Source organism: Paraburkholderia madseniana (genome assembly GCF_009690905.1).
Taxonomy (GTDB): Bacteria; Pseudomonadota; Gammaproteobacteria; order Burkholderiales; family Burkholderiaceae; genus Paraburkholderia; species Paraburkholderia madseniana.
The window spans coordinates 21,869-45,756 of sequence record NZ_VOSW01000059.1 but is presented as its reverse complement, the minus strand read 5'-3'; the positions used below and the strand labels follow the sequence as shown (position 1 = coordinate 45,756).

Below are 23,888 nucleotides of genomic sequence, written 5' to 3'. Positions count from 1 at the left end.
GCCAGCGGGGTCGAGGGTTTGAATGGAAATTTTGGGTAAGGAAGCTATGAAAACAATCAAGCGAGCCCTCATGGGCGTGCTGGCGATGAGCGGACTGCTTTTCGCCGGTGCGGCCCTGGCAGTGGGCGATGTTCCGGGCGGCCCTGCCGTCAACGAGATCAATCTCCAGCCGCCGGCGACGAAAATCGCTGAGGAGCTCTACAGCCTCCACACGTTCATGCTGATCCTGTGCACGGTGATCTTCATCGGCGTGTTCGCAGTGATGTTCTATTCGATGTTTGCGCACCGCAAATCGAAAGGCCATAAGGCTTCCCATTTCCACGAAAGCACGACCGTCGAAATCATCTGGACGATCGTGCCGTTCGTCATCGTCGTGCTGATGGCGCTCCCCGCCACCAAGACCGTCGTCGCGATGAAGGACACCACGAACGCCGACGTCACCATCAAGGTCACGGGCTACCAGTGGAAGTGGGGCTACGACTACGTGAAGGGTCCGGGTGAGGGCATCAGCTTCCTGTCCACGCTGGCCACGCCGCGTGCGCAAACCGATGGCCGCGAGCCGATTTCCACCACGTATCTGCAGGAAGTCGACAATCCGCTCGTCGTCCCGGTCGACAAGAAAATCCGCATCATCACCACCGCGAACGACGTGGTCCACTCCTGGTACGTGCCGGCTTTCGGCGTGAAGCAGGATGCGATTCCAGGCTTTGTGCGCGACACGTGGTTCAAGGCTGACAAGACCGGCACCTTCCGCGGCTTCTGTACCGAACTGTGCGGCAAGGAGCACGCATTCATGCCGGTGGTGGTCGAAGTGCTGTCGGCAGACGACTACGCGAAGTGGGTCGATACGCAGAAGCAGAAAATGGCCGCCGGCCAGGACGATCCGAACAAGACCTACACCATGGCTGAGCTGATGGAGCGCGGCGGCAAGGTGTACGCAGCGAATTGCGCGGTCTGCCACCAGCCGACCGGCAAGGGCGTTGGCGCATTCCCGGCGCTGGACGGCAGCAAGATCGCCAACGGCCCGATCGCCGAGCACGTGAGCCTGGTGCTGAAGGGCAAGAACGCGATGCCTTCGTGGGCGCCGACGCTGAACGACGTCGAAATCGCTTCGGTCATCACGTACGAACGTAATTCGTGGGGCAACCACACCGGCGACATTCTCCAGCCGAAGCAGATTCTGGAGGCCCGTAACGGCAAGCTGCCGGAAGGTGGCAATCATCTGGCCGACGCAGGCGCGGCTGCTAGCGGCGCAGCGGCTGCCTCGGGTGCTGACGCGGCTGCGGCCGGTTCGGACAGCGCGGCAGCATCGCAAGCAGCTCTCCCGGCAAACGTCTACTTCGACACCGGCAAGAGCACGCTGCCGACCGACGCGAAAGCGGCGGTCGACGCGGCCGCGGCCTACGCGAAAGCACACCCGGACGCCAAGTTCACACTGTCGGGCTTCACCGACGCCACCGGCTCTGCCGAAGTCAACGCGAAGCTCGCGAAGACCCGTGCCGAAGCCGTGCGCGACGCACTGAAAGCAGCCGGCATTGCCGAAGACCACATCATTTTGAAGAAGCCGGAAACGATCACGGGCGGCGGCGACGCGAAAGAAGCCCGGCGTGTCCAGATCAGCCCGGCTGCCTGACGTGTTCATGGTCAGCACCGCAGTATTCGCATTAGGAGATTGTCATGTCTAGCATCGGACACGATGTAGTCGCGGGCCACGAGCACGTACACGGCGACCACGCCCACGAAACGCCGCATGGCTGGCGTCGTTGGCTGTTCGCAACCAATCACAAGGACATCGGTACGTTGTACCTGATCTTCTCGTTCACCATGTTCCTCTCCGGGGGCGTGATGGCGCTGATGATCCGTGCCGAACTGTTCGAGCCGGGCCTGCAGATCATGCGCCCCGAGTTCTTCAACCAGTTGACCACCATGCACGGCCTGATCATGGTGTTCGGCGCGATCATGCCGGCCTTCGTCGGCTTCGCGAACTGGATGGTGCCGCTGCAGATCGGCGCATCGGACATGGCTTTCGCGCGGATGAACAACTTCAGCTTCTGGCTGCTGCCGGTGGCTGCGGTGTTGCTGGTCGGTTCGTTCTTCGCACCGGGCGGCGCGACCGCCGCGGGCTGGACGCTGTACGCACCGTTGTCGACGCAGATGGGCCCGGGCATGGACTTCGCGATTTTCGCGGTCCACTTGATGGGTGCTTCGTCGATCATGGGCGGGATCAACATCGTCGTGACGATCCTGAACATGCGCGCACCTGGCCTCACGCTGATGAAGATGCCGATGTTCGTCTGGACGTGGCTGATCACCGCATACCTGCTGATCGCCGTGATGCCGGTTCTGGCAGGCGCGATCACCATGGTGCTGTTCGATCGTCACTTCGGCACGTCGTTCTTCAACGCGGCAGGCGGCGGCGACCCGGTCATGTACCAGCACATCTTCTGGTTCTTCGGGCACCCCGAGGTGTACATCATGATCTTGCCGGCGTTTGGGATTGTGTCGCAGGTGATCCCGGCGTTCTCGCGCAAGCCGCTGTTCGGCTATAGCTCGATGGTGTACGCAACCTCGTCGATCGCGATTCTGTCGTTCATGGTCTGGGCGCACCACATGTTCGCAACCGGTATGCCGGTGACGGGCCAGCTTTTCTTCATGTACGCGACGATGTTGATCGCCGTGCCGACGGGTGTGAAGGTGTTCAACTGGGTCGCGACGATGTGGCGCGGTTCGCTGTCCTTCGAAACGCCTATGCTGTTCGCGGTCGGCTTCCTGCTGGTGTTCACGTTCGGCGGTCTGTCGGGCCTGATGCTCGCCATGGCGCCGCTCGACATCCAGTATCACGGTACCTATTTCGTGGTGGCCCACTTCCACTACGTGCTGGTTGCGGGTTCGCTCTTCGCGTTGTTCTCCGGGTGGTACTACTGGGCGCCGAAGTGGACCGGCTGGATGTACAACGAAACGCGCGGCAAGATCCACTTCTGGGCGTCGATGTTCTTCTTTAACCTCGCGTTCCTGCCGATGCACTTCGTCGGTCTCGCAGGTATGCCGCGTCGTTACGCTGACTACCCGGCACAGTTCACGGACTGGAACCAGGTCATCTCGATCGGTGCCTTCGGCTTCGGTCTGGCACAGGTCTACTTCCTGTTCGCGGTTGCGCTGCCGGCCTATCGTGGCGGCGGTGAACTCGAAAAGGCCGGCGACAAGCCGTGGGACGGCGCAACGGGCCTCGAATGGACCGTGCCGAGCCCGGCTCCGTTCCACACGTTCGAAAATCCGCCGACCGTCGAGTAATCGGCGTCAGCGAGGTTGCCGGTTTCGTCGGCGCGGTGTTAGTCGCCGACGGGACCGGGCAGCCACGCGAGCAGTGGTGGCACCCTGTAGGCACGAAAGTATTCAGAAAGTCGAGCATGACGCGCAATCCTCAAGAAAGACGTACGCCCGAGCAGGTTCGCGCGGGTAACCGGCGGATCGGTATCGTGATGTTTGTCATCGCCGCGGCTTTTTTTGCGAGCGTCATCATTCATCAGAAGTGGTTCACCTGACGCGGTACGCGGTAGTTAGAGTCTGTGTGCAGGATTGTTGAGGATTGAGATGTCGACGCAACCGCCGGCCCAGGCCGATCGCTCTTTTAACCGTTCGATGCTGATCAAGCTGTTCGTCGTCGCGTTGATGATGTTCGGTTTTGGTTTTGCGCTGGTGCCGATGTACCGCGCGATCTGCCAGATCACCGGCATCAACAACCTCGTGCAGCGTGATGCCACGGTGCGTGAGGCGAAGAATACGCAGGTCGACATGAGTCGCACGATTTCGATCGAATTCGATGCGAACGCGCGCGGCCCGCTGGGTTTCAAGCCGGAGCAACGTAGTCTCGACGTGCATCCGGGCGAAGTGACGACAGTGATGTACGAGGTCAGCAACGAACAGGCGCGCACGATTCAGGCGCAAGCCATTCCGAGCTACGCGCCGAAGCAGGCAACCGAGTACTTCAAGAAGATCGAGTGTTTTTGCTTTACGCAGCAGACTCTGACTGCGAACCAGACCAAGCGGTTGCCGGTGGTGTTCGTCGTCGACCCGAAGTTGCCGAAGGATGTGAAAACGATCACGTTGTCGTACACGTTCTTTGAGTTGAATACGCCGGCAGCGGCGACGGCCGGGAGCGTAGCACCCACGGCCAACACGGCGGCAACCACCGCCAATCCCACCTGACGGCACTGGCCGCAGGCGAAGGAAGAAGACGTAAATGAGCGATAACCGCGGCAGCCCACGCAAGAGCAGTTTCGGCCAGTCGATGAAAGCCGTGTTCTGGTCGTTTTTCGGGGTGCGCAAGCGTCGTGATCTGGAAGCGGACGCAACGCAGTTGAACCCGCTGCATGTGCTTGCAGCAGCGCTGATCAGCGTAGCCATCCTGATCGGGGTGCTGATCCTGATCGTGCACGCCGTAGTGGGTTGAGCCGGCAGGCACACAAGTCGTACCGGGCGAAGCAGAGCCCACGAATTAGAGAGAAGCGGTGCGGTATCGACGCGCCGCCGAAGATACAGCCGGAGATTCCGGAACAACTGGACTGAAGTGGAGAATCAAGAATGAGCGGTCAAAACGAGAGCCCGTACTATTTCGTACCGCATCCGTCGCGGCATCCGATCAGCGCCGCCGCTGGGTTGCTGGTCATGCTCGGATCGCTTGCGGCCTGGATCAACGACCATGAACTGGCGCCGATCGGCGTCGTCGTCGGGTTGCTGTGGCTGCTCTATACCTTGTGGCACTGGTTCGGCGACGCGATCGCCGAGTCGGAAGGCGGCATGTACGGCAAGAATGTCGACAAGTCGTACCGCTGGAGCATGAGCTGGTTCATCTTCTCCGAAGTGATGTTCTTCGGCGCTTTCTTCGGCGCGCTGTTCTATGCACGTGAAATCGCGCTGCATCAGCTCGGCAGCCTCGACTACAAGCTGATCTGGCCGGATTTCTCGGCGGTGTGGCCGAACAACGGTCCGGCAGCGCTGGTCTCGACCTTCAAGTCGATGCAGCCGTGGCCGGTGCCGACCATCAACACGGCGCTGCTGCTGTCGTCCGGCGCTACGTTGACGGTCTCGCACCACGCACTGCGTGAAGATCATCGAAAGAAGGCGATCATCTGGCTGGCGGCTACGCTGGTGCTCGGCGTCTGCTTCCTGTTCCTGCAAGGCTTCGAGTATTTCCACGCGTACAACGAACTGAACCTGACGCTGTCCTCGGGTGTGTATGGCTCGACGTTCTTCCTGCTGACGGGCTTCCACGGTTTCCACGTGTTCCTCGGCGGTACGATGCTGGCCGTGGTGCTGGTGCGGATGATTCGCGGCCACTTCACCGCGGAGCATCACTTCGCATTCGAAGGCGCCGCCTGGTACTGGCACTTTGTGGACGTCGTGTGGCTTGGGCTGTACGTCGTCGTGTACTGGCTGTAACGCAGTCTGGCCTGCATACGTACTGAAAACCGGCCGGTTTCCGGAGCGTGTGCAGGCCGTTTGCGCATCGCCTTTCACGGGCGCGGCGCACGAGCAGTACGCAAGTCATAGAGCGCCGCCCTCGACCCTGTCAGGGCGGCGTTTTGTTTGGTGGGTTGGGTGACGTGAAGCTTTTTCCGCCGAGCTCAACGGCCGTAAGGAATACCGGTCGACTGAATCCAGCCCATCCAGTGAGCGAACAGGATGAACAGGAACAGCGAGATCGACAGACCCACCCGCGTGGCGAGCGACCAGACCATCCGCTTGGTTTTGCCCTTGTCATGCATCATGAAGTAAAGCGCGGACACCATGCTGGCGATGATCAGGACGAAGGCGATGGGAACGAGAATGTGCATGGAACCAACTGAAACCGGGAAGCGCAGAGGCAAGACGTTTATTATCGCACCGCGCGCCAGCGTCTGCCGTACGTTCCAGACGCCGTCGCGGGCTGTGGTGCCGGAGTGTGTTCGATGAAGTTCCGCCTCATTCCCGCGCTGCTGATTCTCCTAGTGATTGCAGTGACGGTGCGGCTCGGCTTCTGGCAGCGCGACCGCGCGCATCAGAAGGAAGCACTCGCAGCGCACATCACGCAGTTCGAAGACGCGCCCGCGCAGCCTGTGAGCGCTACGCCGGTTGCACTCAAAGACATCGAATTCCATCGCGTGAAGGCGCGCGGCAGTTTCGTCGCGGACAAAGTCGTCTATCTGGATAATCGCCCGTATAACGATCAGCCGGGCTTTTACGTCGTGATGCCTTTTAAACTGGCCGACGGCGGTTACGTGCTGGTCAATCGCGGTTGGCTGCCGCGCAACATGAACAATCGCGAGACCATCGCGCCGTACAGCACGCCGCAAAGCGAGATCGAAATCGAAGGCATTGCGCGTGCCGATGCCTCGCGTGCATTCGAGTTAGGGCAGGGCGGATCGGCTGCGCATCAGAAGATTCGCCAGAATCTGGATACGGCGGCCTACGCTGAGGAAACCGGGTTGCCGTTGCAATCGTTCGTAATCCAGCAATTGAGCGACGACGGCGACAAACTGGTGCGCGACTGGCCGGCGCCAACAACCGGCGTCGAAACCAACTTCGGCTACATGTTCCAGTGGTGGGGCATGGCGGCCGCGGCGCTGATCTTCGGCTTGTACGCCGCGCGCCGCGCCGCGAAGAAAGAGCACGCCCCGAGCGTGTAACGCATCGCCTGCGGTTTCGTGCCCTGAGCACGGGCTTGAAGCCGCGCAATCATTGAAAGAGGTCCTGTAGTGTCGACGCAATCTCCCCGTTCGCCGCAAGCCGGCAAATCCGCCGCTCCGAAAGTGATGCCTGGTCAACCCAATGGCGAGGGATCGTGGAAGCGTGGCCGCTGGATGCTGCTGTTGCTGGCGGTCATCTGCGCCGCGCCGATCGTCGTATCGTATTTCGTTTATTACGTGGTCAAGCCGGCCGGCGGCAGCACGAGCTACGGCACGCTGGTCGAACCGCAGCGGCCGATTCCCGATTCGCTCGTCGTGACGGGTGAAGACGGCAAGCCGCTCAAGCTCGCGACGCTGCGCGGCCGCTGGCTGCTGATCTCCGTCGACAACAGCGCATGCGACAAAGCCTGCGTCACCAAGCTGTACTTCATGCGACAAATCCGCGCAGCTCAGGGCCCGGAACGCGAGCGCGTCGTCGAAGTGTGGCTGCGCACCGATGTAGGCAACGTGTCCGACGTGATACAAAAGGCCTACCCCGACACCCATATGCTGATCGCCAATCCGGCGCAGGTGTCCGCATGGCTGCCGACCGACACCGGCACCCAACTCACCGACCACATCTATATGGTCGATCCGAACGGCAATCTGATGATGCGTTTCCCGAAAGATCCGAACCCCAGCAAGATCAAGGGCGACGTGACCAAGCTGCTCAAGTGGTCGAGCATCGGCTGACGCCGCAACAAGGGTAAGAAAGATGTCTGCATTGCAACTTCTGCAACTGGCCCTGATCGGCTTGTGTATCGCGTTGTTGCCGCTGTCCTATGTATGGGTCAAGGCCGACGACAACAAATTCCGCAAGCTGGTGTGGCTCACCACTTTCCTGACGCTGGACCTGGTGATGTTCGGCGGCTTTACGCGTCTCACCGATTCTGGTCTCGGCTGCCCGGACTGGCCAGGTTGCTATGGCACGTCGTCGCCGTTCATCGCGCACGCCGCGATTGCCGCCGCGCATCAATTGATGCCGACCGGACCGGTCAGTATGACGAAGGCCTGGATCGAGATGATTCACCGTTACTTCGCGATGGCGATCGGCGTGCTAATCATCGCGCAGACGTTGATTGCGTGGACGGCTCGTATCAAGCGCCGTCCACTGCATGTGTCGCCGTGGTGGCCGACTTCGCTGCTGCTGCTGATTCTTGTGCAGGGCGCATTCGGCGCGTGGACCGTGACCATGAAGTTGCAGCCGATCATCGTGACGACCCATTTGCTGCTTGGCCTCGCGTTGCTCGGCACGCTCGGCTGGCTGGCCGCACGCCAAACGCCGCTGCCGGCCTATGAGCCCGAAGCCGCGCGCTGGCGGACGGCTGCGATCGCTTGTCTCGTGCTGCTGGTGGTGCAGATCGCGTTGGGCGGCTGGGTCAGCACGAACTACGCGGTGCTCGTCTGCACGGACTTCCCGACCTGCAACGGTCAATGGGTCCCGCCGATGGACTTCGCGCACGGTTTTCACTTGTGGCGCGCGCTCGGCATGACCGGTGACGGCGACATGATTACGCAAGATGCGCTGGTCGCGATTCACTGGACTCACCGCACGTTCGCGATCGTCGTGGTCGCCTATCTGGTGTGGTTTGCGCTGAAACTGCGCCGTTTCGAGTCGCTGCGGCGGCCGGCAAACGGCGTGTTGCTGGTGGTGCTGATCCAGTTCATCACCGGCCTGTCGAACATCGTCCTGCAATGGCCGTTGCCCATTGCGGTCGCGCATAACGGGGGGGGCGCGATCCTGCTGCTTTTGCTCGTTATGTTAAACTTTCGGATCGCTTATAGCCGTCCCGGCCGCGCCGTGTTGCCTGCGCGCGATGCCGCGCCAGCGTGACCCCACATGGACAGCACAACTCTCTCCCAAACGCCCGGTAGCCGGGTCTCCCAGTACATCGCCCTGACGAAGCCGCGTGTCACGCAGCTCGCTGTGTTTTGCGCAGTCATCGGCATGTTTCTGTCGACGCCCGGCATGGTGCCGTGGACCGTCCTGATCGGCGGCACGGTCGGCATCTGGCTGCTGGCCGGTGCGGCGTTCGCCATCAATTGCCTGATGGAACAGAAGATCGACGCGAAGATGCGTCGCACGTCGTGGCGGCCGTCCGCGCGTGGCGAAATCACGACCCCGCAGATCCTGTTGTTTTCGGCCGTGCTCGGCGGACTCGGCATGTGGACGCTTTACACGTTCGCCAATCCGCTGACCATGTGGCTCACGCTCGCCACCTTCGTCGGCTATGCGGTGATCTATACGCTGCTGCTCAAACCGGCCACGCCGCAGAACATCGTGATCGGCGGCGCGTCGGGCGCGATGCCGCCGGCGCTCGGTTGGGCCGCCGTCACCGGTCACGTGCCGGGCGACGCATGGATTCTCGTGCTGATCATTTTCGTGTGGACGCCGCCGCATTTCTGGGCGCTCGCACTGTATCGCCGCAAAGACTACGAAAACGCCGGTCTGCCGATGCTGCCGAACACGCACGGCGAAAAGTACACACGCCTGCATATTCTGCTGTACACGGTGATCCTGTTCGCGGTCACGATGATGCCGTTCATCTCCGGCATGAGCGGCGTTGTGTACCTCGCGGCGGCTGTGTTGCTCGGCGCCGTGTTCCTCGCGTATGCGTGGAAGATCTATCGGGACTATTCCGACGATCTGGCGCGCAAAACCTTCCGTTACTCGATCGTTTATCTGTCGCTGCTCTTCGCCGCGCTGTTGATCGACCACTATGCGCGCGTCGTGATCGGCGCGTAACACCCATGCTTACACAACGCTTTGTGCGCACGGCGCGTGCCGCCGCGCGTGTCACTGTGATGGCTTGCGCACTTGGTGGTGCGTTGCTGGTGGCCGGCTGCGGTAAGCAGCCGCCGGCGTTCCAGAACCTCGACATCACCGGCAACACGCAATTCGGAAGCGATTTCTCGCTGCCCGACACGACCGGCCAGGTCCGCACAATGGCGGATTACAAGGGCAAGGTGGTGGTGCTGTTCTTCGGCTATACGCATTGCCCGGACGTCTGCCCGACCACGATGGCCGAGCTTTCGCAAGCGCTGCAGCAACTCGGCCCGGAAGGCGCGAAGCGCGTGCAGGTGCTGTTCGTCACCGTCGATCCCGACCGCGACACGCCGGCCCTGCTCGCGCAATACGTGCCCGCGTTTAATCCGACGTTCGTCGGCTTGCGTCCGGCTGACCAGGCGCAGCTCACCAAGATCACGAAAGACTTTCGCGTGTACTACGCGAAAGTGCCGGGCAAGACAGCCGATAGCTACACGATGGACCACACCGCGGCGAGCTATGTGTTCGACCCGGACGGCAAGCTGCGTCTATTCGCGCGTGACGGCCAGGGCGCTACGCCGTGGGTGCACGATATCAAGCTGCTGCTCGATTGATGCATTGATGCAGATGGGCGCGCGCGTCTGCCGCGCGCCCGTATTCAATTTCCTTCGCAGTTGTCCTCAAGCCGGCATCGGCAAATTCATTCCCGGCGCGAGGCGCGTCGCCTTGAACTCCGTCACCTCGTAACGTGCGAGCTTCTGCTCGGCGAACGGGTCGCTGGCAAGAATCTCATCCAGCTTATCGCGCTCGATGCGTACCGCCAGAATGATGCCGCCGTCGCGCGGCACCTTCGGTCCGGCGGCGACGAATACTCCTGCTTCGAACTGTTGTGTCAGAAACGCGCGATGTGCTTCGAGCGCGTCGTCGACGCGGTCAAGCGATGCGGTGTAGATGAGGTTGATGACGTACATGAGCGTTCTCGTAAGCGATTGAATGGGCCGCACGGATTTGCGGGCAACGACCTTCGATTATCTGTCAGCAGCCGACCCGCTGGCGGCTTCGTTGCAAGATCAGACGGGACGTCTACAAGATACGGCGAGTGTGTCGCGCATCAACCGCGCCGTTGCAGGGGCATAACCATATGCGATCGTGATATTTCCCATCTCGCCGGGCGTATGAGACCATTTGCGGTCCAGTTGGCGGCGCGTCCACAAGATGCCTGCCGCCGGCTTCCACCCGAATCTGACATCGATCAGAACAAGCGAGAATTACATGCAGCGCAGAAACATCCTCAAAGCCCTCTCGACAGTAATCGCCAGCGCGGCGATCGTCACCAGTTTCGGCGCACACGCCGACGACAAGGTCATCAAGGTCGGCACCATCGGCGGCCCGGATGCGCAAATTTGGGAAGTCGTCACGAAAGTGGCGAAGCGCGAAGGCCTGAATGTGAAGGTCGTCGAATTCAACGACTACGTGCAGCCGAACGCCGCGCTCGACGCCGGCGATCTGGATGCCAACAGTTTCCAGCACCAGCCGTACCTCGACAGCCAGGTCAAGCAACGTGGCTACAAGATCGTCAATGCGGGCCTGACGTACATTTCGCCGCTCGGCATCTATTCGAAGAAGCTGAAGTCGCTGAAGGATCTGGCGCAAGGCGCGAAGATCGCGGTACCGAATGATCCGTCGAACGAGAACCGCGCGCTGCTGCTGTTGCAGGCGCAAGGCGTCATCAAGCTGAAGGCCGGCGCGGGCACGAACGGCAATAACGCCACGGCGCTTGACGTCGCCGAGAATCCGAAGAAGATCAAGCTGCTCGAACTCGACGCAGCACAACTGCCGCGCTCGCTGTCGGACGTCGACGCTGCCGCGATCAACACGAACTTCGCGCTGGCCGCCGGTCTGCAGCCGACCAAAGACGCGATCGCGCTCGAAGATATCCACAGCCCGTACGCGAACCTGATCGCCGTGCGCACGCAGGACAAGGACAAGCCGTGGGTCAAGAAGCTGGTCGCGGCCTACCAGTCGGAAGACGTGCGCCAGTTCATCAAGACGCAGTTCAAGGGGGCGGTGGTGCCGTCGTTCTAAGCGGCACCCTTTAACCTGCTTCGCAAAACGAAAACGCCACAGTGACAAACCGTGGCGTTTTTTTTTGCGTCGCGCATTCTTTGGCGACCCTACAACTCCAACTCCCACCGCTCGATCATCAGATCCTTGCCGAAGCGCCGTTCCGCCGTCGTACAGACGAGCTGGAAGCCGGCGCGCTCGCATAGCCGGCGCGGCTCCTTGAGCGTGCTGGCTGTGGTCAGCGTGAGTTTGGTGTACCCCGCGCGCCGCGCGAATCGCACGCATTCGCTCATCAATTGTGTGCCGATGCCAAGGCGCTGCACATCCGGCTCGACCCATAAGAGCCGCACGCCTGCCACGGTCGTCGAGATCCCGACGATGCACACCGAGCCGACTACGATGCCTTCCTGATCGGCGACCCAGCACATCTCGCGCACCGGATCGTTGCGCTGCGAATAATCGGCGACGACGCGCGCGAGCAAGCCTTCGAACGATTGATCCCAGCCGTACTGCGCGGCGAACCACTGCGCCTGCCGATGCACGAGCCAGCCGCACTCGCCGGCGCGTGGCTGCCGAAGGATCACGAGTTCGGGCTGCGGCTTGCTGTCGAGCAAGCGCTCGATCACTTTCATCGCGGCGATCAGGTGTTCCTGGGAAAGCGCGGTGAGGCCGTTCAGCAACGCCGATACTTCTTCGATCGCCGCCGTATCGAGCGGTGCGTAGGCCGCGTAGCCGTTGTCGGTGAGGGCGATCAGCGATTGGCGCGCGTCCGAGTCGGACGGGCGCCGCGTAATCAGGTTGCGTCGTTCAAAACTCGTCAGAAGGCGGCTGAGGTAGCCGCTGTCGAGGCCGAGGTTGCGCCCGAGCACCGAGGCTGTCTGCGCGCGTCCGCGGGACAGTTCGTGCAGAACGCGCACTTCCGTCAGCGAGAAGGCGCTCTTTGCCAGATGCTCATGCAGAGCGCCGATGAGCTGGGTATAGAAGCGGTTGAAATGGCGGACGGCCTGAGCACGCCGCAGCGCCTCGGAATCTGTCAAATGCTGCTCCCCGGGGGAATTTTTATGGCTTGCTACACGCCACTATATTGGAACGGAACCCATTAAAAAAGCCGCGCGGCCAAGGGGCGTACCAAAGTGGTATCAGAAAGGTATGGATTTTGGGGCGTCTCTCTGGGCAGGAGGAGAACCAATATGGACCACCCGGATGCCGTCCGGCATCTCGAATACGGGTAAATCCCGATCCCTGTAAACCGCTCTCCGAAGCCCTCAAATCACCCTCTGACGCCTATCCAGCAAGGCTTTCCGTCAACCCATACCAGAATGGAACCAGTTGATTGACTGGTATTATGTTGGTTATATAATGGGCTCTCATTTTCGTAGGCCGCACTCTTCAAGACGACCGCCGGAGCCCCATGGAAACTCGCTGGTCCGCACTGATGCCTGACGCTCGCAACGTCACGCCGCTCTATCTCCAGCTCGCGCGCAATCTGGCGACGGCGATCCACTGCGGCGTGTGGTCGGCGGGTGAGGCGCTGCCTTCGGAACGCACGCTCTCGGATGCGATCGGCGTGTCGCGCATCACCGCGCGCAAGGCGATCGAGCTGCTGGTCGAGCAAGGCTTGATCCGCCGGGCGCGAGGCGCGGGCAGCTTCATCACGCCACGCGTCGAAGATCCGCTGTCGCGGCTTACCGGCTTCACGAAGAAGATGCAGCAACGTGGTTTCCGGCCGGATTCGGTGTGGCTCGAGCGCGATATCCGCGCCGCCAACCGTGATGAGCTGGTGCACCTCGGCCTGTCGCCCGGTGCGGCGGTGACGAGCCTGCGGCGCCTGCGGCGCGCGGACGGCATCGTGATGGCGGTCGAACATTCGGCGCTGCCCGCGGCGATCGTGCCCGATCCGCTGGCTATCGGTGTGTCGCTTTACAGCTATCTCGAACAACGTGGCGCTGCCGTCGTGCGCGCCTTGCAGCACTTTCGCGCGGTCAATGCTTCGAGCGAAATCGCCTCGTTGATGGATATCGAACCGCGCTCGGCGCTGCTGGTCATTACCCGTATCGGGTATAGCGCGGACCAGCGTGCGATCGAACTGACCGACACCTATTGCCGCGACGATTACTACGACTTTGTCGCTGAATTGCGCACCTGATTGGCGCACCCGAGTGGGCCGCCGTCACGTGCGGCACAGCCGAACGCAATTCAGTCACACCCCGCATTACGCCTCACCAGAGAGACTCATGCTGACCGGAAACATACTCACCACCGATGGGTGGATTCACGGCACGCTCGAATACGAAAACGGCCGCATCACGACGCTGACAGGCGAACGCGCCGATCCGTCGAAGAACGACGCGCCGTACATCCTGCCCGGCTTCATCGATCTTCACGTGCACGGCGGTGGCGGCTCCGACGTGATGGAAGGCGGCGACGCGATCGAAACCATCACCCGCACGCATGCGCGTTACGGTACGACCAGCCTGCTCGCCACCACGATGACCGCGCCGCGCGACGAGCTGATGAGTGTCGTCGCGGAGCTTGGCAATAACGCGCGCATTCGCACGCCAGGCGGTGCGCGCGTGCTCGGCGTCCATCTGGAGGGTCCGTACATCAACCCCGGTAAGCTCGGCGCGCAACCAGACGCCGCTGTGTCCGCGGTGATGGATGAAGTGCTGAAGTATCTGTCGATCGCGCCGATTCGCGTGGTCACGCTGGCGCCGGAAATCGCCGGCCACATGGAGATCATCTCCGAGATGGCGGCGCGCGGCGTGCGCGTGCAGCTTGGCCATTCACTCGGCACCTACGACGACGCTGTCGCCGCACTCAAGCACGGCGCGTGTGGCTTCACGCATCTGTTCAACGCGATGTCGCCGATGCATCACCGCAATCCCGGTCTCGTCGGCGCCGCGCTCGCGCACGCTGAATTCGCCGAAATCATTCCCGACTTGCTGCACGTCCATCCGGGCGCGATCCGCGCCGCGTTGCGCGCGATCCCGCGTCTCTATGTGGTGACGGACAGCACCTCGGCGACCGGCATGCCCGATGGCGAATACCGCCTCGGCAGCCAGCATGTGACGAAGTGCCTCGGCGGCGTGCGTCTCGCCGACGGCACGCTCGCCGGCAGCACGCTGACGATGGATCAGGCGCTGCGCAATCTCGTATCGATCGGCTTGCCGATCGCCGATGTTTCAAACCGTTTGTCGCGCTACGCCGCCGACTACCTCGGCATCGAAGACCGCGGCCGCATCGCGCGCGGTGCGTGGGCCGATGTGGTCGTGTTCGATCGTGAACTGGCGTTGACCGCGACTTACGTCGAAGGAGAATCAATTGTCGAATATGCTTAAAGAGGCGCTGGCGTCCGCTGAAACGGTTGCCGCGCAGCTCAGGGATACCTCGCGCGTGGAAGCATTGGCGGCGAAGCTCGCCCAGCAACCGCGCCATGTTGCGCTGACGGTCGCGCGCGGCAGCTCGGACCACGCAGCAAGTTACTTCGCAAGCCTGACGATGAGCCGCCTCGGTGTGCCGGTCGCCTCGCTGCCGATGTCGGTCGCGACGCTCCAGCAAGCGCCGCTGCAAGTGCGCAATCAGCTCGCGCTGGCGTTCTCGCAATCGGGCAAGAGCCCGGATCTGGTCGGCACGATGGAAGCGTTGCGCAAGGCCGGCGCGTTGACGGTGGCCGCTGTGAATGCGCCAAGCTCGCCGCTGGCTGACGCTTGCGAATTTCACCTGCCGCTCGTGGCCGGTCCGGAACTGAGCGTCGCGGCGACCAAGAGCTACATCGCCATGCTGTCGATTTCCGCGCAACTGGTCGCGCATTGGCAGAAAGACGAAGCACTGCTCGGCGCGTTGAAGACGCTGCCCGACGCACTGCAAGCCGCGGGCAAGCTCGACTGGTCGAAGGCAGTGGACGAACTGCGTGGCGTCGAACGCATGATCGTGATCGGCCGCGGTCTGGGCCTCGCGATCGCGCAGGAAGCCGCGCTGAAATTGAAGGAAACCTCCGGCATTCAGGCCGAAGCATTTTCGAGCGCGGAAGTGCGGCATGGTCCGATGGAACTGATCGACCGCGACTATCCGCTGCTGGTCTTCGCACCGCGCGGTCCCGAACAGGCTGGCTTGCTGCAACTCGCGCGCGACATGCAGGCGCGCGGCGCCCGCGTGTTGCTCGCCGCGCCGGCCGACGTGCCGGAAGCGACCCTGCCGCTCGCCACCACCGCTCATGCGGCGCTCGATCCGATCGCCGCAATCCTGTCCTTTTACGTGATGGCTGCCGGCCTTGCCGCCGCTCGCGGGCGCAATCCTGACGCGCCACGCCATCTCAACAAAGTCACCGAAACTCACTGACGAGAAATCAGATGCGACGTGTCGAGGAGTCCCGCTTGATGAGCCATTCTGAAGGCCATATTGTTTTGCTCGCGCCGATGACCGGTCCGGTCGTGCCGCTGGCGAACGTGCCCGACCCTGTGTTTTCGGGCGGCATGTTCGGCGATGGTATCGGCATCGATCCGCTCGAGGGGCGACTCGTCGCGCCGTGCGACGGCACCATTACCCATCTCGCACGCACTGGTCACGCGGTCACGCTCGCGACGGCCGATGGCGTGGAGATTCTGTTGCACATCGGCATCGATACGGTCGAACTGAATGGCAAGGGCTTTGCGCCGATGGTCGCGCAAGGCGCACATGTGCGTACCGGCGACATCCTGATCGAGTTCGACCAGGACCAGGTCGCGCTGAATGCGCCGAGTCTCGTCTCGGTGATCGCGATTGCCAATTCGGATGCGTTCGAGATTGTCGAGCGTGCGCAGGACGGCATGCTGAAGGCAGGCGAAACGCCGTTGCTGGTGCTGCGTGCTCGCAGCGGCGAAGCGGCGGACGCATCGCGCCAGGCGAGCGCCACCAACGTGACCGAAGAAGCCCGTCAGCAAGTCACGCTAGTCCACGCGGGCGGTCTGCATGCACGTCCGGCAGCGCGCGCTCGCGAAGCGGCGCGCGGTTTCGATGCGCGTGTCGAAGTGCGTTATGAAGGGCGCAAGGCGGCGATCGAGAGCGTGGTCGGTTTGCTCGGTCTCGGCGCGGGCGAAGGTGCGACTGTTGAGTTGCTCGGCGTTGGGCCACAAGCCCAAGCCGCGATCGAAGCAATCGCCCACGAGTTGACGCGTGAAGCGCACGGCGAAGTCGAAGAGAAGCCGGCGCGACAAAGTTCGCCGGCGCCGCAAGCAGTTGCCCACGCCGCGGGCGAAACGCTCGAGCCGAATACGCTCGCGGGTGTGTGCGCGTCGCCGGGCGTCGCGGTCGGCAAGCTGGTGCGCTGGGACGATGCGGACATCGATCCGCCGGAAAAGGCGAACGGCACGTCGGCGGCTGAAAGCCGGTTGCTCGACAAGGCGATTGCCACCGTCGACGCCGACCTCGGTACGACAGTGCGCGATGCGTCGCAACGCGGTGCGGTGGGCGAGGCGGGCATTTTCGCGGTGCATCGCGTATTGCTCGAAGATCCCACGCTGGTCGACGCCGCACGCGATCTGATCAGCCTCGGCAAGAGTGCGGGCTTTGCGTGGCGCGAAGCGATCCGCGCACAGATCGCCATCCTGACGAATATCGAAGACGCATTGCTCGCGGAACGTGCCGCCGATCTGCGTGACATCGAAAAGCGCGTGTTGCGCGCGCTCGGTTATACGAATGCGGCGGCGCGCACGCTGCCGGAAGAAGCTGTGCTGGCGGCTGAAGAGTTCACGCCGTCGGATCTGTCGTCGCTGGATCGTACGCGCGTCACCGCGCTGGTGATGTCGCGTGGCGGTGCCACTTCGCATGCGGCGATTCTTGCGCGCCAGGCCGGCATTCCGGCGCTGGTGGCAGTCGGCGATGCATTGCACGCGATCCCCGAAGGCACGCAAGTGGTGGTGAACGCCACAACCGGCCGTCTCGAATTCGCGCCGACCGAGCTTGACGTCGAACGTGCACGTCTTGAGCGCAGCCGCCTCGCCGGCGTGCGCGAAGCGAACCGCCGTACGTCGCAACAGGCGGCCGTGACTTCCGATGGCCGCGCGATCGAAGTCGCCGCGAACATCGCCACGCTCGACGACGCGAAAACCGCCGTCGACAACGGCGCCGATTCCGTCGGCCTGCTGCGCACCGAACTGCTGTTCATTCACCGCGCCTCGGCACCGACCATCGACGAACACCGCCAGAGCTATCAGGCCATCGTCGAAGCGTTGAGCGGCCGCACCGCGATCATCCGCACGCTGGACGTCGGCGCGGACAAGGAAGTCGATTACCTGACGCTGCCGCCCGAACCGAATCCGGCACTCGGCCTGCGCGGCATCCGCCTCGCACAAGTGCGCCCGGATCTGCTCGACGATCAGTTGCGCGGCCTGCTCGCGGTGCAACCGCTCGGCGCCGTACGCATCCTGCTGCCGATGGTGACCGACGTGGGTGAATTGATCCGCATCCGCAAACGCATCGACGAATTCGCCCGCGAATCGGGTCGTACTGAACCGATCGAAGTCGGCGTGATGATCGAAGTGCCATCGGCCGCGTTGCTCGCCGATCAACTGTCGCAACACGCGGATTTCCTGTCGATCGGCACCAACGATCTGACGCAATACACGCTCGCCATGGACCGTTGCCAGGCCGATCTCGCGGCGCAAGCGGACGGCTTGCATCCGGCGGTGCTGCGTCTGATCGCAGCGACCGTGCAGGGCGCGAACAAACATGGCAAATGGGTCGGCGTATGCGGCGCACTGGCGGGCGATCCGCTGGCCATGCCGCTGCTCGTCGGCCTCGGCGTGACCGAGCTTTCGGTGGATCCGGTGTCGGTGCCGGGCATCAAGGCGCGTGTGCGCAACCTCGATTATCAGTTGTGCCGTCAACGCGCCCAGGATGCACTGGCGCTCGAATCGGCGCAGGCGGTAAGAGCAGTAAGCCGCGAAACCTGGCCTTTGGACTGAACCCCACACAGTCCGCAACCAGCTTCGCATAGTCAGGACGTATCGCTACAAAACTCAACGACGACTGTCGACAACGAGACAAGGATTGGAGGTGTCAATGGATGGGAATCCGTTTCTGAAGATTCAGCGCCTGGGACGCGCGCTGATGCTGCCGATTGCAGTGCTGCCGGTTGCCGGCTTGCTGCTGCGATTGGGCCAACCCGATGTGTTCAACATCAAGATGATCGCCGACGCCGGTGGCGCGATCTTCGACAACCTGCCGTTGCTGTTCGCAATCGGCGTGGCGGTCGGCTTCGCGAAAGACAACAACGGCGTGGCAGGTCTCGCGGGCGCGATCGGTTATCTGATCGAAATCGCGGTGATGAAGGACATCAACGACAAGCTCAATATGGGCGTGTTGTCCGGGATCGTGGCGGGTATCGTCGCGGGCTTGCTGTACAACAGGTACAAAGACATCAAGCTGCCCGACTACCTCGCATTCTTCGGAGGGAAACGCTTCGTGCCGATTGTCACCGGTGTGGTCTGTCTGGCGATAGGCATTGTGTTCGGTTACGTATGGCAGCCGGTGCAAGGCGCCATCGATACGGCCGGCCATTGGCTGACCACTGCGGGTGCGCTCGGCGCGTTCGTGTTCGGCGTGCTGAACCGTTTGTTGCTCGTCACGGGGCTGCATCACATCCTCAATTCGCTGACGTGGTTCGTGTTCGGCAATTTCACGCCGCCGGGTGGCGCGGCGGTGACGGGCGACCTGCATCGCTTCTTCGCGGGCGACCCGACTGCAGGCACGTTCATGACGGGCTTCTTCCCGGTCATGATGTTCGGCTTGCCGGCTGCCTGTCTCGCGATGTATCACGAGGCACCGAAAGAGCGCCGCGCAATGGTGTTCGGCCTGCTGGCGTCGATGGCGCTCACCTCGTTCCTGACGGGTGTGACCGAGCCGATCGAATTCAGCTTCATGTTCCTCGCGCCGGTGCTGTATGCGATCCACGCGGTGCTGACGGGCTTGTCGCTGGCGATCTGCTCGGCGCTTGGGATTCATCTCGGTTTCACCTTCTCGGCTGGCTTTATCGACTACGTGCTGAACTACGGCCTGTCGACCAAGGGCTGGTGGGCGATTCCGATCGGCCTCGTGTACATGGTCGTGTACTACGGCCTGTTCCGCTTCTTCATCCGCAAGTTCAACATGGCAACGCCGGGTCGTGAACCTGCTGCAGAAGAAGAACAGATCGAGTCGTTTGCGGCTGGCGGTTTTGTGTCGCCGGTGGCGGGTGCCGCCGTGCCGCGCGCACAGCGTTATATCGCCGCGCTGGGTGGCGCGTCGAACCTGTCGGTGGTGGATGCCTGCACGACGCGTCTGCGTCTGTCGGTGGTCGATGCCAGCAAGGTCTCGGAAAGCGAACTGAAGACGATTGGTGCGCGTGGTGTGCTCAAGCGCGGCTCGACCAATGTGCAGGTGATTATTGGACCGGAAGCGGACATCATCGCTGATGAAATTCGCACGGTGATCGCACAAGGTGGTGGCGATGCGGTGAAGCCGGTGGCTGCCGTTGCGCCTGCTGTCGCTGCGGCTCCTGTGGCGACTGCAAGCGGTGCTCAGGGCGGTCCGCTCGACCCGGATCCGTTGCGTTGGCTCGCCGTGTTCGGCGGCGCGGGCAACGTCGTGTCGCTGGATGCCGTGGCGGCAACGCGTCTGCGGATCGTGGTTCGCGATCCGTCTGCGGTTGATCGTCAGCGTCTTGCTACGCTCGATACGGCGTGGGTTTCGGCCGACACGTTCCATATCGTAGTCGGCGACGCAGCCCAGCGCTATGCCGCACAACTGGCGACACACCTGTCGCCCGATACGGGTGCCGGTACGGCGCCGCAGCCTGCGTAATGCAACGTTGAGGAGCGGCCTGCGCCGCTCCATTACTGCGCTTCTGTTCCGATGACGCAGCAATAAAAAAGCGGCACCTTGAATCAAGGTGCCGCTTTGCGTTTACCGGCTTGAGCCTAACGGCGCGCGACCGGCAGCGGTTCCATCAACGTGCTTTCTGCTTACTCGTTTCCAAAGGCCGGCGCGTTTCCAGCCACATCACGTTGATAATGCCGAACGCCAACGCCACGCCAATGCCGAGAAGCCAACTGAAATACCACATCACAAACTCCTGTTATCTGTATTCCTGATCAATACATTGAATGGTGATTTTCTTCGAGCGCCGCGGCGGTCACCTTGCCTCGCATCACGCGATACACCCAGCTCGTGTAGATCAGGACGATCGGCAGGAAAATGATCACGGCGATCAGCATGATCTGCAGCGTCATGCGGCTCGAGGTCGAATCCCACACGGTCAGGCTGCTGCGGCCATCGAGCGAGGAGGGCATGATGAATGGGAACATCGAGAAGCCCGCCGTCAGGATCACGCCGATGATCATCAGCGAGGTCGCCAGGAAGGCGCTCTTTTCAAAACGCGAGCGCGCCAGCAACAAGGCAAGCACGCCACCGACGAGGCCGGCCACCGGCGCGATCACCATCCACGGATAGTTTGCGTAGTTGGTGAGCCACAGGCCGGGTGCGCCGATCACGTTCTTCAGCAGCGGGTTGGCCACCGTATCGAGCGGCGCGGCATCGACGATCTGATAACCGCCGATCATCGTGGCGATCAGCGCGCCGGCAAGCAGGAACAGCACCACGGCGGCGAGCGAAGCGATCCGCAGCGCCAGCGACGCACGCTCGGCGACGACGTCGTCTGCCTTCATCTTCACGAAGGCTGCGCCGTGAGCGGCCAGCATCGACACGCTAACGAGCCCGCACAGCACAGCAAACGGGTTGAGCAGGGCGAAGAAACTGCCGTGATACGTGACGCGCAGATCGGTGTCGAACGAGAACGGCACGCCTTGCAGCAGGTTGCCGAACGCCACGCCGAACACCAGCGCCGGGACGAAGCCGCCGACAAACAACGCCCAATCCCATGCGCTGCGCCAGCGCGGGTCTTCACGTTTGCTGCGGTAGTCGAAGCCGACCGGCCGGAAAAACAGCGAGAACAGCACCAGCAGCATCGCGAAGTAGAAGCCGGAGAACGACGCGGCGTAAACCAGCGGCCACGCGGCGAACATCGCGCCGCCCGCTGTGATGAGCCACACCTGATTGCCTTCCCACGTCGCGCCGACCGTGTTGACGACAATGCGTCGCTCGGCGTCGGTCTTCGCGATGAACGGCAGCAGAATCGCCGCGCCCATGTCGAAGCCGTCGGTGAGCGCGAAGCCGATCAGCAGCACGCCGATCAACACCCACCAGATCAGTTTGAGGGTTGCGTAATCCATGATGATCTTTCCCTTGGAACAGAGTGGCGGCGAATCATGCGGCCGTGTTGGTCGGCAGCGACTGATTCAGCGGCTGTTGTTGTTCGTGGTGATAGCGCCCCGTGTGCAGCGACGAAGGCCCGAGTCGCGCGTACTTGAACATCAGCATGATTTCGATGATGAACAGCACCGTGTAGAACACGACGAAGCCGGCAATGCTCAGGTACAGATCGCCCGGCGTTAGGCTCGATGCGGACAACGCGGTCGGCAGAATGCCGGCGATGGTCCACGGTTGACGGCCCACTTCAGCAACGATCCAACCGAATTCAGCAGCGAGCCACGGCAACGGAATTGCCCATACTGCCCAGCGCAGGAACCAGCGGCGTTTCTCCAGCAGCAGGGAGCGCTGCGCGCAAAACCAGAACGCCAGTACGAAGGTCGCAAGGAACAGGATGCCGAGGCCGACCATCAGGCGGAACGAGAAGAACACGGGCGCCACCGGCGGAATCGTCTTCTTGGCGGCCTGCACGATCTGATCCGGCGTGGCGTCGGTGACGTTCGGGGTGAACTGCTTGAGCATCAGGCCGTAGCCGAGGTCCTCCTTGTGCGCGTCGAAGGCGGCTTTGACTTCGTCCGTGGCGTCGCCCTGTTTGAGCCTTTGCAGCGCGGCATAGGCGAGCATCCCGTTCTTGATGCGCACTTCGTTCTGGGCCATCAATTCCTTTAGGCCGACCACCGGTTCGTCGATCGAGCGCGTGGCGATGAGGCCGAGCGCATACGGAATGCGGATCGCATAGTCGGTGCGTTCTTCCTTCTGATTCGGAATGCCGATGATCGTGAAGGGCGCGGGTGCGGGCGCCGTTTCCCATTCGGATTCGATGGCGGCCAGCTTGACCTGCTGAACTTCGCCGGTGCGGTAGCCGGATTCGTCGCCGAGCACGATCACGCACAGTGTCGAGGCCAGACCGAAGCCGGCGGCAATAGCGAACGAGCGCAAGGCGAACTCGGTGTCGCGGCGCTTCAGCAGATACCACGACGACACACCGAGCACGAACATCGAAGCGGTCACGTAACCGGCCGATACGGTGTGCACGAACTTCACCTGCGCGACCGGATTGAACAGCACCGAGAAGATGCTGTCGAGTTCCATGCGCATGGTCTGGTAGTTGAAGGTGGCGCCGACCGGATTGTTCATCCAGCCGTTGGCCACCAGAATCCACAGCGCCGACAGGTTCGAGCCTAGCGCGACGAGGAACGTGACGCCCACGTGCTGCACTTTCGAGAGCCGCTTCCATCCGAAGAAGAACAGGCCGACGAAGGTCGACTCGAGGAAGAACGCCATCAACCCTTCAACGGCCAGCGGCACGCCGAAAATGTCGCCGACATAGTGCGAGTAGTACGACCAGTTGGTGCCGAACTGGAATTCCAGCGTGAGACCGGTGGTGACGCCCATCGCAAAGTTGATGCCGAACAGCTTGCCCCAGAACTGGGTCATGTCCTTGTAGATCTGCTTGCCGGTCATTACATAGACGGATTCCATGATGACGAGCAGCCAGGACAGACCGAGCGTGAGCGGCACGAACAGAAAGTGATAAAGCGCCGTGATGGCGAACTGGAGGCGCGACAGTTCTACGACTTCGCTAACGGGCATGTTGACCACCTTGGGACGGATGCGAGGCAGGCACGGACAGCAGCGCCTGCGCGACTTGTTCAGGCGGCAGCGACATATGCTCCGCCTGCGGATGATTGAAAAAAGCGTACTTGAGCGCCATCAGCAGTACGAATTTGATGGCGAGGACGATGGCGATATCCCGCGCCAGCGTCGGACCGCGTACCCAGGCGGCGAGCCGTTTGCGCAGGCTCGAGCGAGGGTTGTTATTGCGATTCAGGGCTATGGTCATGATCGGTAGAAGGCAACTTCACACCGGTTTAACCGGCTGGATCCAGGCCGTTTCAGGGGCCTGGCAAGTTCATCCCGATTCTAGGAGCAATGACCTAGTGCGCGTAAGTTCGGCACTGCGGCATTGGGTCGCGAACGTCACGCCGTCTGAACAGTATTGCTATGGGGTTTGTGATACGTCAAGAAACACGTGTTTGGTGGGCATGTCCTTGAGTGAGTGCGCGTGAGTC

24 protein-coding genes are annotated in these 23,888 nt (G+C 62.2%); 17 read left to right on the top strand and 7 right to left on the bottom strand.

Annotation, left to right across the window (positions count from 1 at the left end; all coding sequences use genetic code 11):
* Positions 1 to 22 precede the first annotated feature (22 nt).
* The 6 genes from coxB (at position 23) to FSO04_RS27915 (ending at position 5,439) form a co-directional block, all read left to right on the top strand.
* Entirely contained in the window at positions 23 to 1,633 is a 1,611-nt protein-coding gene (gene coxB, locus FSO04_RS27940) for a cytochrome c oxidase subunit II (protein ID WP_154564593.1), read from the top strand.
* Between the two features lie 44 nt (positions 1,634 to 1,677).
* Positions 1,678 to 3,291, top strand: coding sequence for a cytochrome c oxidase subunit I (ctaD, locus tag FSO04_RS27935; RefSeq protein WP_154564591.1), 1,614 nt, complete (start codon positions 1,678 to 1,680; stop codon positions 3,289 to 3,291).
* Positions 3,292 to 3,407: 116 nt separating this feature from the next.
* Entirely contained in the window at positions 3,408 to 3,542 is a 135-nt protein-coding gene (locus tag FSO04_RS47715; RefSeq protein ID WP_211607278.1) for a cytochrome oxidase small assembly protein, read from the top strand.
* 49 nt (positions 3,543 to 3,591) lie between these two features.
* Entirely contained in the window at positions 3,592 to 4,206 is a 615-nt protein-coding gene (locus FSO04_RS27925) for a cytochrome c oxidase assembly protein (protein ID WP_154564587.1), read from the top strand.
* A gap of 34 nt (positions 4,207 to 4,240) precedes the next feature.
* On the top strand, positions 4,241 to 4,450 hold the full coding sequence (locus FSO04_RS27920; protein WP_054035759.1) for a DUF2970 domain-containing protein: 210 nt from the start codon (positions 4,241 to 4,243) through the stop codon (positions 4,448 to 4,450).
* Positions 4,451 to 4,581: 131 nt separating this feature from the next.
* A complete protein-coding gene (locus FSO04_RS27915; RefSeq protein ID WP_154564585.1) occupies positions 4,582 to 5,439 on the top strand; it encodes a cytochrome c oxidase subunit 3 in 858 nt (285 codons plus the stop codon).
* Positions 5,440 to 5,624: 185 nt separating this feature from the next.
* Here FSO04_RS27915 and FSO04_RS27910 read toward each other — a convergent pair whose 3' ends face one another.
* Positions 5,625 to 5,834: a twin transmembrane helix small protein gene (locus tag FSO04_RS27910; RefSeq protein ID WP_007179452.1), complete on the bottom strand. Its 210-nt coding sequence runs from the start codon at positions 5,832 to 5,834 to the stop codon at positions 5,625 to 5,627.
* A 114-nt stretch (positions 5,835 to 5,948) separates the two neighbouring features.
* On the opposite strand from FSO04_RS27910, the gene FSO04_RS27905 reads away from it, so the two are divergent.
* From FSO04_RS27905 to FSO04_RS27885, 5 genes are all read left to right on the top strand, one after another.
* Positions 5,949 to 6,665 (top strand): SURF1 family protein, encoded by a 717-nt coding sequence (locus FSO04_RS27905; RefSeq protein WP_154564583.1) that lies wholly within the window; start codon positions 5,949 to 5,951, stop codon positions 6,663 to 6,665.
* 69 nt (positions 6,666 to 6,734) lie between these two features.
* Complete coding sequence (locus FSO04_RS27900; RefSeq protein ID WP_168435871.1) at positions 6,735 to 7,397, top strand: SCO family protein; 663 nt, start codon at positions 6,735 to 6,737, stop codon at positions 7,395 to 7,397.
* 31 nt (positions 7,398 to 7,428) lie between these two features.
* On the top strand, positions 7,429 to 8,538 hold the full coding sequence (locus tag FSO04_RS27895; RefSeq protein ID WP_154564630.1) for a COX15/CtaA family protein: 1,110 nt from the start codon (positions 7,429 to 7,431) through the stop codon (positions 8,536 to 8,538).
* Between the two features lie 6 nt (positions 8,539 to 8,544).
* The gene (cyoE, locus tag FSO04_RS27890) at positions 8,545 to 9,450 is read left to right on the top strand and encodes a heme o synthase (protein ID WP_054035767.1); all 906 of its coding nucleotides are present in this window, start codon (positions 8,545 to 8,547) and stop codon (positions 9,448 to 9,450) included.
* Between the two features lie 5 nt (positions 9,451 to 9,455).
* The gene (locus FSO04_RS27885) at positions 9,456 to 10,085 is read left to right on the top strand and encodes an SCO family protein (RefSeq protein ID WP_154564581.1); all 630 of its coding nucleotides are present in this window, start codon (positions 9,456 to 9,458) and stop codon (positions 10,083 to 10,085) included.
* A gap of 66 nt (positions 10,086 to 10,151) precedes the next feature.
* Here FSO04_RS27885 and FSO04_RS27880 read toward each other — a convergent pair whose 3' ends face one another.
* Positions 10,152 to 10,442, bottom strand: coding sequence for a YciI family protein (locus FSO04_RS27880; protein ID WP_154564579.1), 291 nt, complete (start codon positions 10,440 to 10,442; stop codon positions 10,152 to 10,154).
* Between the two features lie 301 nt (positions 10,443 to 10,743).
* On the opposite strand from FSO04_RS27880, the gene FSO04_RS27875 reads away from it, so the two are divergent.
* Entirely contained in the window at positions 10,744 to 11,556 is an 813-nt protein-coding gene (locus FSO04_RS27875) for a MetQ/NlpA family ABC transporter substrate-binding protein (RefSeq protein ID WP_154564577.1), read from the top strand.
* 89 nt (positions 11,557 to 11,645) lie between these two features.
* Here the strand turns inward: FSO04_RS27875 and FSO04_RS27870 are convergent, their stop codons facing one another.
* Entirely contained in the window at positions 11,646 to 12,572 is a 927-nt protein-coding gene (locus tag FSO04_RS27870; RefSeq protein WP_154564575.1) for a bifunctional helix-turn-helix transcriptional regulator/GNAT family N-acetyltransferase, read from the bottom strand.
* Between the two features lie 374 nt (positions 12,573 to 12,946).
* Between FSO04_RS27870 and FSO04_RS27865 the strand changes: the two genes are divergently transcribed.
* From FSO04_RS27865 to nagE, 5 genes are all read left to right on the top strand, one after another.
* Positions 12,947 to 13,681: a GntR family transcriptional regulator gene (locus FSO04_RS27865; RefSeq protein WP_054035773.1), complete on the top strand. Its 735-nt coding sequence runs from the start codon at positions 12,947 to 12,949 to the stop codon at positions 13,679 to 13,681.
* A gap of 88 nt (positions 13,682 to 13,769) precedes the next feature.
* Positions 13,770 to 14,873 (top strand): N-acetylglucosamine-6-phosphate deacetylase, encoded by a 1,104-nt coding sequence (gene nagA, locus FSO04_RS27860; protein WP_154564573.1) that lies wholly within the window; start codon positions 13,770 to 13,772, stop codon positions 14,871 to 14,873.
* Positions 14,866 to 15,873, top strand: coding sequence for an SIS domain-containing protein (locus FSO04_RS27855; RefSeq protein WP_154564628.1), 1,008 nt, complete (start codon positions 14,866 to 14,868; stop codon positions 15,871 to 15,873). Before nagA ends, FSO04_RS27855 begins: the two co-directional genes overlap by 8 nt.
* Positions 15,874 to 15,911: 38 nt before the next feature.
* Entirely contained in the window at positions 15,912 to 18,476 is a 2,565-nt protein-coding gene (gene ptsP / locus FSO04_RS27850) for a phosphoenolpyruvate--protein phosphotransferase (protein ID WP_171925163.1), read from the top strand.
* Between the two features lie 97 nt (positions 18,477 to 18,573).
* Positions 18,574 to 20,352: an N-acetylglucosamine-specific PTS transporter subunit IIBC gene (nagE, locus tag FSO04_RS27845; RefSeq protein WP_154564569.1), complete on the top strand. Its 1,779-nt coding sequence runs from the start codon at positions 18,574 to 18,576 to the stop codon at positions 20,350 to 20,352.
* 145 nt (positions 20,353 to 20,497) lie between these two features.
* On the opposite strand, the gene cydX is transcribed toward nagE, so the two are convergent.
* From cydX to cydP, 4 genes are read right to left on the bottom strand one after another with little or no spacing between them, the layout of a single operon-like run.
* Positions 20,498 to 20,614, bottom strand: coding sequence for a cytochrome bd-I oxidase subunit CydX (gene cydX, locus FSO04_RS27840; RefSeq protein ID WP_154564567.1), 117 nt, complete (start codon positions 20,612 to 20,614; stop codon positions 20,498 to 20,500).
* A 28-nt stretch (positions 20,615 to 20,642) separates the two neighbouring features.
* Positions 20,643 to 21,779 (bottom strand): cytochrome d ubiquinol oxidase subunit II, encoded by a 1,137-nt coding sequence (gene cydB, locus FSO04_RS27835; protein WP_154564565.1) that lies wholly within the window; start codon positions 21,777 to 21,779, stop codon positions 20,643 to 20,645.
* A 34-nt stretch (positions 21,780 to 21,813) separates the two neighbouring features.
* A complete protein-coding gene (locus FSO04_RS27830; RefSeq protein ID WP_154564563.1) occupies positions 21,814 to 23,409 on the bottom strand; it encodes a cytochrome ubiquinol oxidase subunit I in 1,596 nt (531 codons plus the stop codon).
* A complete protein-coding gene (cydP, locus tag FSO04_RS27825; RefSeq protein ID WP_154564561.1) occupies positions 23,399 to 23,659 on the bottom strand; it encodes a cytochrome oxidase putative small subunit CydP in 261 nt (86 codons plus the stop codon). The genes FSO04_RS27830 and cydP overlap by 11 nt, the downstream gene beginning before the upstream one ends.
* Between the last annotated feature and the right edge of the window lie 229 nt (positions 23,660 to 23,888).

What these genes read in the sequence shown, in the direction of transcription:
- FSO04_RS27920 (WP_054035759.1), top strand. Translation starts at nt 4,241, where the DNA reads ATGAGCGATAACCGCGGCAGCCCACGCAAGAGCAGTTTCGGCCAGTCG.
- cydP (WP_154564561.1), bottom strand. Translation starts at nt 23,659, where the DNA reads ATGACCATAGCCCTGAATCGCAATAACAACCCTCGCTCGAGCCTGCGC.
- FSO04_RS27905 (WP_154564583.1), top strand. Translation starts at nt 5,949, where the DNA reads ATGAAGTTCCGCCTCATTCCCGCGCTGCTGATTCTCCTAGTGATTGCA.
- FSO04_RS27910 (WP_007179452.1), bottom strand. Translation starts at nt 5,834, where the DNA reads ATGCACATTCTCGTTCCCATCGCCTTCGTCCTGATCATCGCCAGCATG.
- ctaD (WP_154564591.1), top strand. Translation starts at nt 1,678, where the DNA reads ATGTCTAGCATCGGACACGATGTAGTCGCGGGCCACGAGCACGTACAC.
- FSO04_RS27925 (WP_154564587.1), top strand. Translation starts at nt 3,592, where the DNA reads ATGTCGACGCAACCGCCGGCCCAGGCCGATCGCTCTTTTAACCGTTCG.
- FSO04_RS27865 (WP_054035773.1), top strand. Translation starts at nt 12,947, where the DNA reads ATGGAAACTCGCTGGTCCGCACTGATGCCTGACGCTCGCAACGTCACG.
- FSO04_RS27880 (WP_154564579.1), bottom strand. Translation starts at nt 10,442, where the DNA reads ATGTACGTCATCAACCTCATCTACACCGCATCGCTTGACCGCGTCGAC.
- nagE (WP_154564569.1), top strand. Translation starts at nt 18,574, where the DNA reads ATGGATGGGAATCCGTTTCTGAAGATTCAGCGCCTGGGACGCGCGCTG.
- ptsP (WP_171925163.1), top strand. Translation starts at nt 15,912, where the DNA reads ATGAGCCATTCTGAAGGCCATATTGTTTTGCTCGCGCCGATGACCGGT.
- FSO04_RS47715 (WP_211607278.1), top strand. Translation starts at nt 3,408, where the DNA reads ATGACGCGCAATCCTCAAGAAAGACGTACGCCCGAGCAGGTTCGCGCG.
- FSO04_RS27915 (WP_154564585.1), top strand. Translation starts at nt 4,582, where the DNA reads ATGAGCGGTCAAAACGAGAGCCCGTACTATTTCGTACCGCATCCGTCG.
- nagA (WP_154564573.1), top strand. Translation starts at nt 13,770, where the DNA reads ATGCTGACCGGAAACATACTCACCACCGATGGGTGGATTCACGGCACG.
- cydB (WP_154564565.1), bottom strand. Translation starts at nt 21,779, where the DNA reads ATGGATTACGCAACCCTCAAACTGATCTGGTGGGTGTTGATCGGCGTG.
- FSO04_RS27875 (WP_154564577.1), top strand. Translation starts at nt 10,744, where the DNA reads ATGCAGCGCAGAAACATCCTCAAAGCCCTCTCGACAGTAATCGCCAGC.
- FSO04_RS27855 (WP_154564628.1), top strand. Translation starts at nt 14,866, where the DNA reads ATGCTTAAAGAGGCGCTGGCGTCCGCTGAAACGGTTGCCGCGCAGCTC.
- FSO04_RS27885 (WP_154564581.1), top strand. Translation starts at nt 9,456, where the DNA reads ATGCTTACACAACGCTTTGTGCGCACGGCGCGTGCCGCCGCGCGTGTC.
- cyoE (WP_054035767.1), top strand. Translation starts at nt 8,545, where the DNA reads ATGGACAGCACAACTCTCTCCCAAACGCCCGGTAGCCGGGTCTCCCAG.
- cydX (WP_154564567.1), bottom strand. Translation starts at nt 20,614, where the DNA reads ATGTGGTATTTCAGTTGGCTTCTCGGCATTGGCGTGGCGTTGGCGTTC.
- FSO04_RS27830 (WP_154564563.1), bottom strand. Translation starts at nt 23,409, where the DNA reads ATGCCCGTTAGCGAAGTCGTAGAACTGTCGCGCCTCCAGTTCGCCATC.
- coxB (WP_154564593.1), top strand. Translation starts at nt 23, where the DNA reads ATGGAAATTTTGGGTAAGGAAGCTATGAAAACAATCAAGCGAGCCCTC.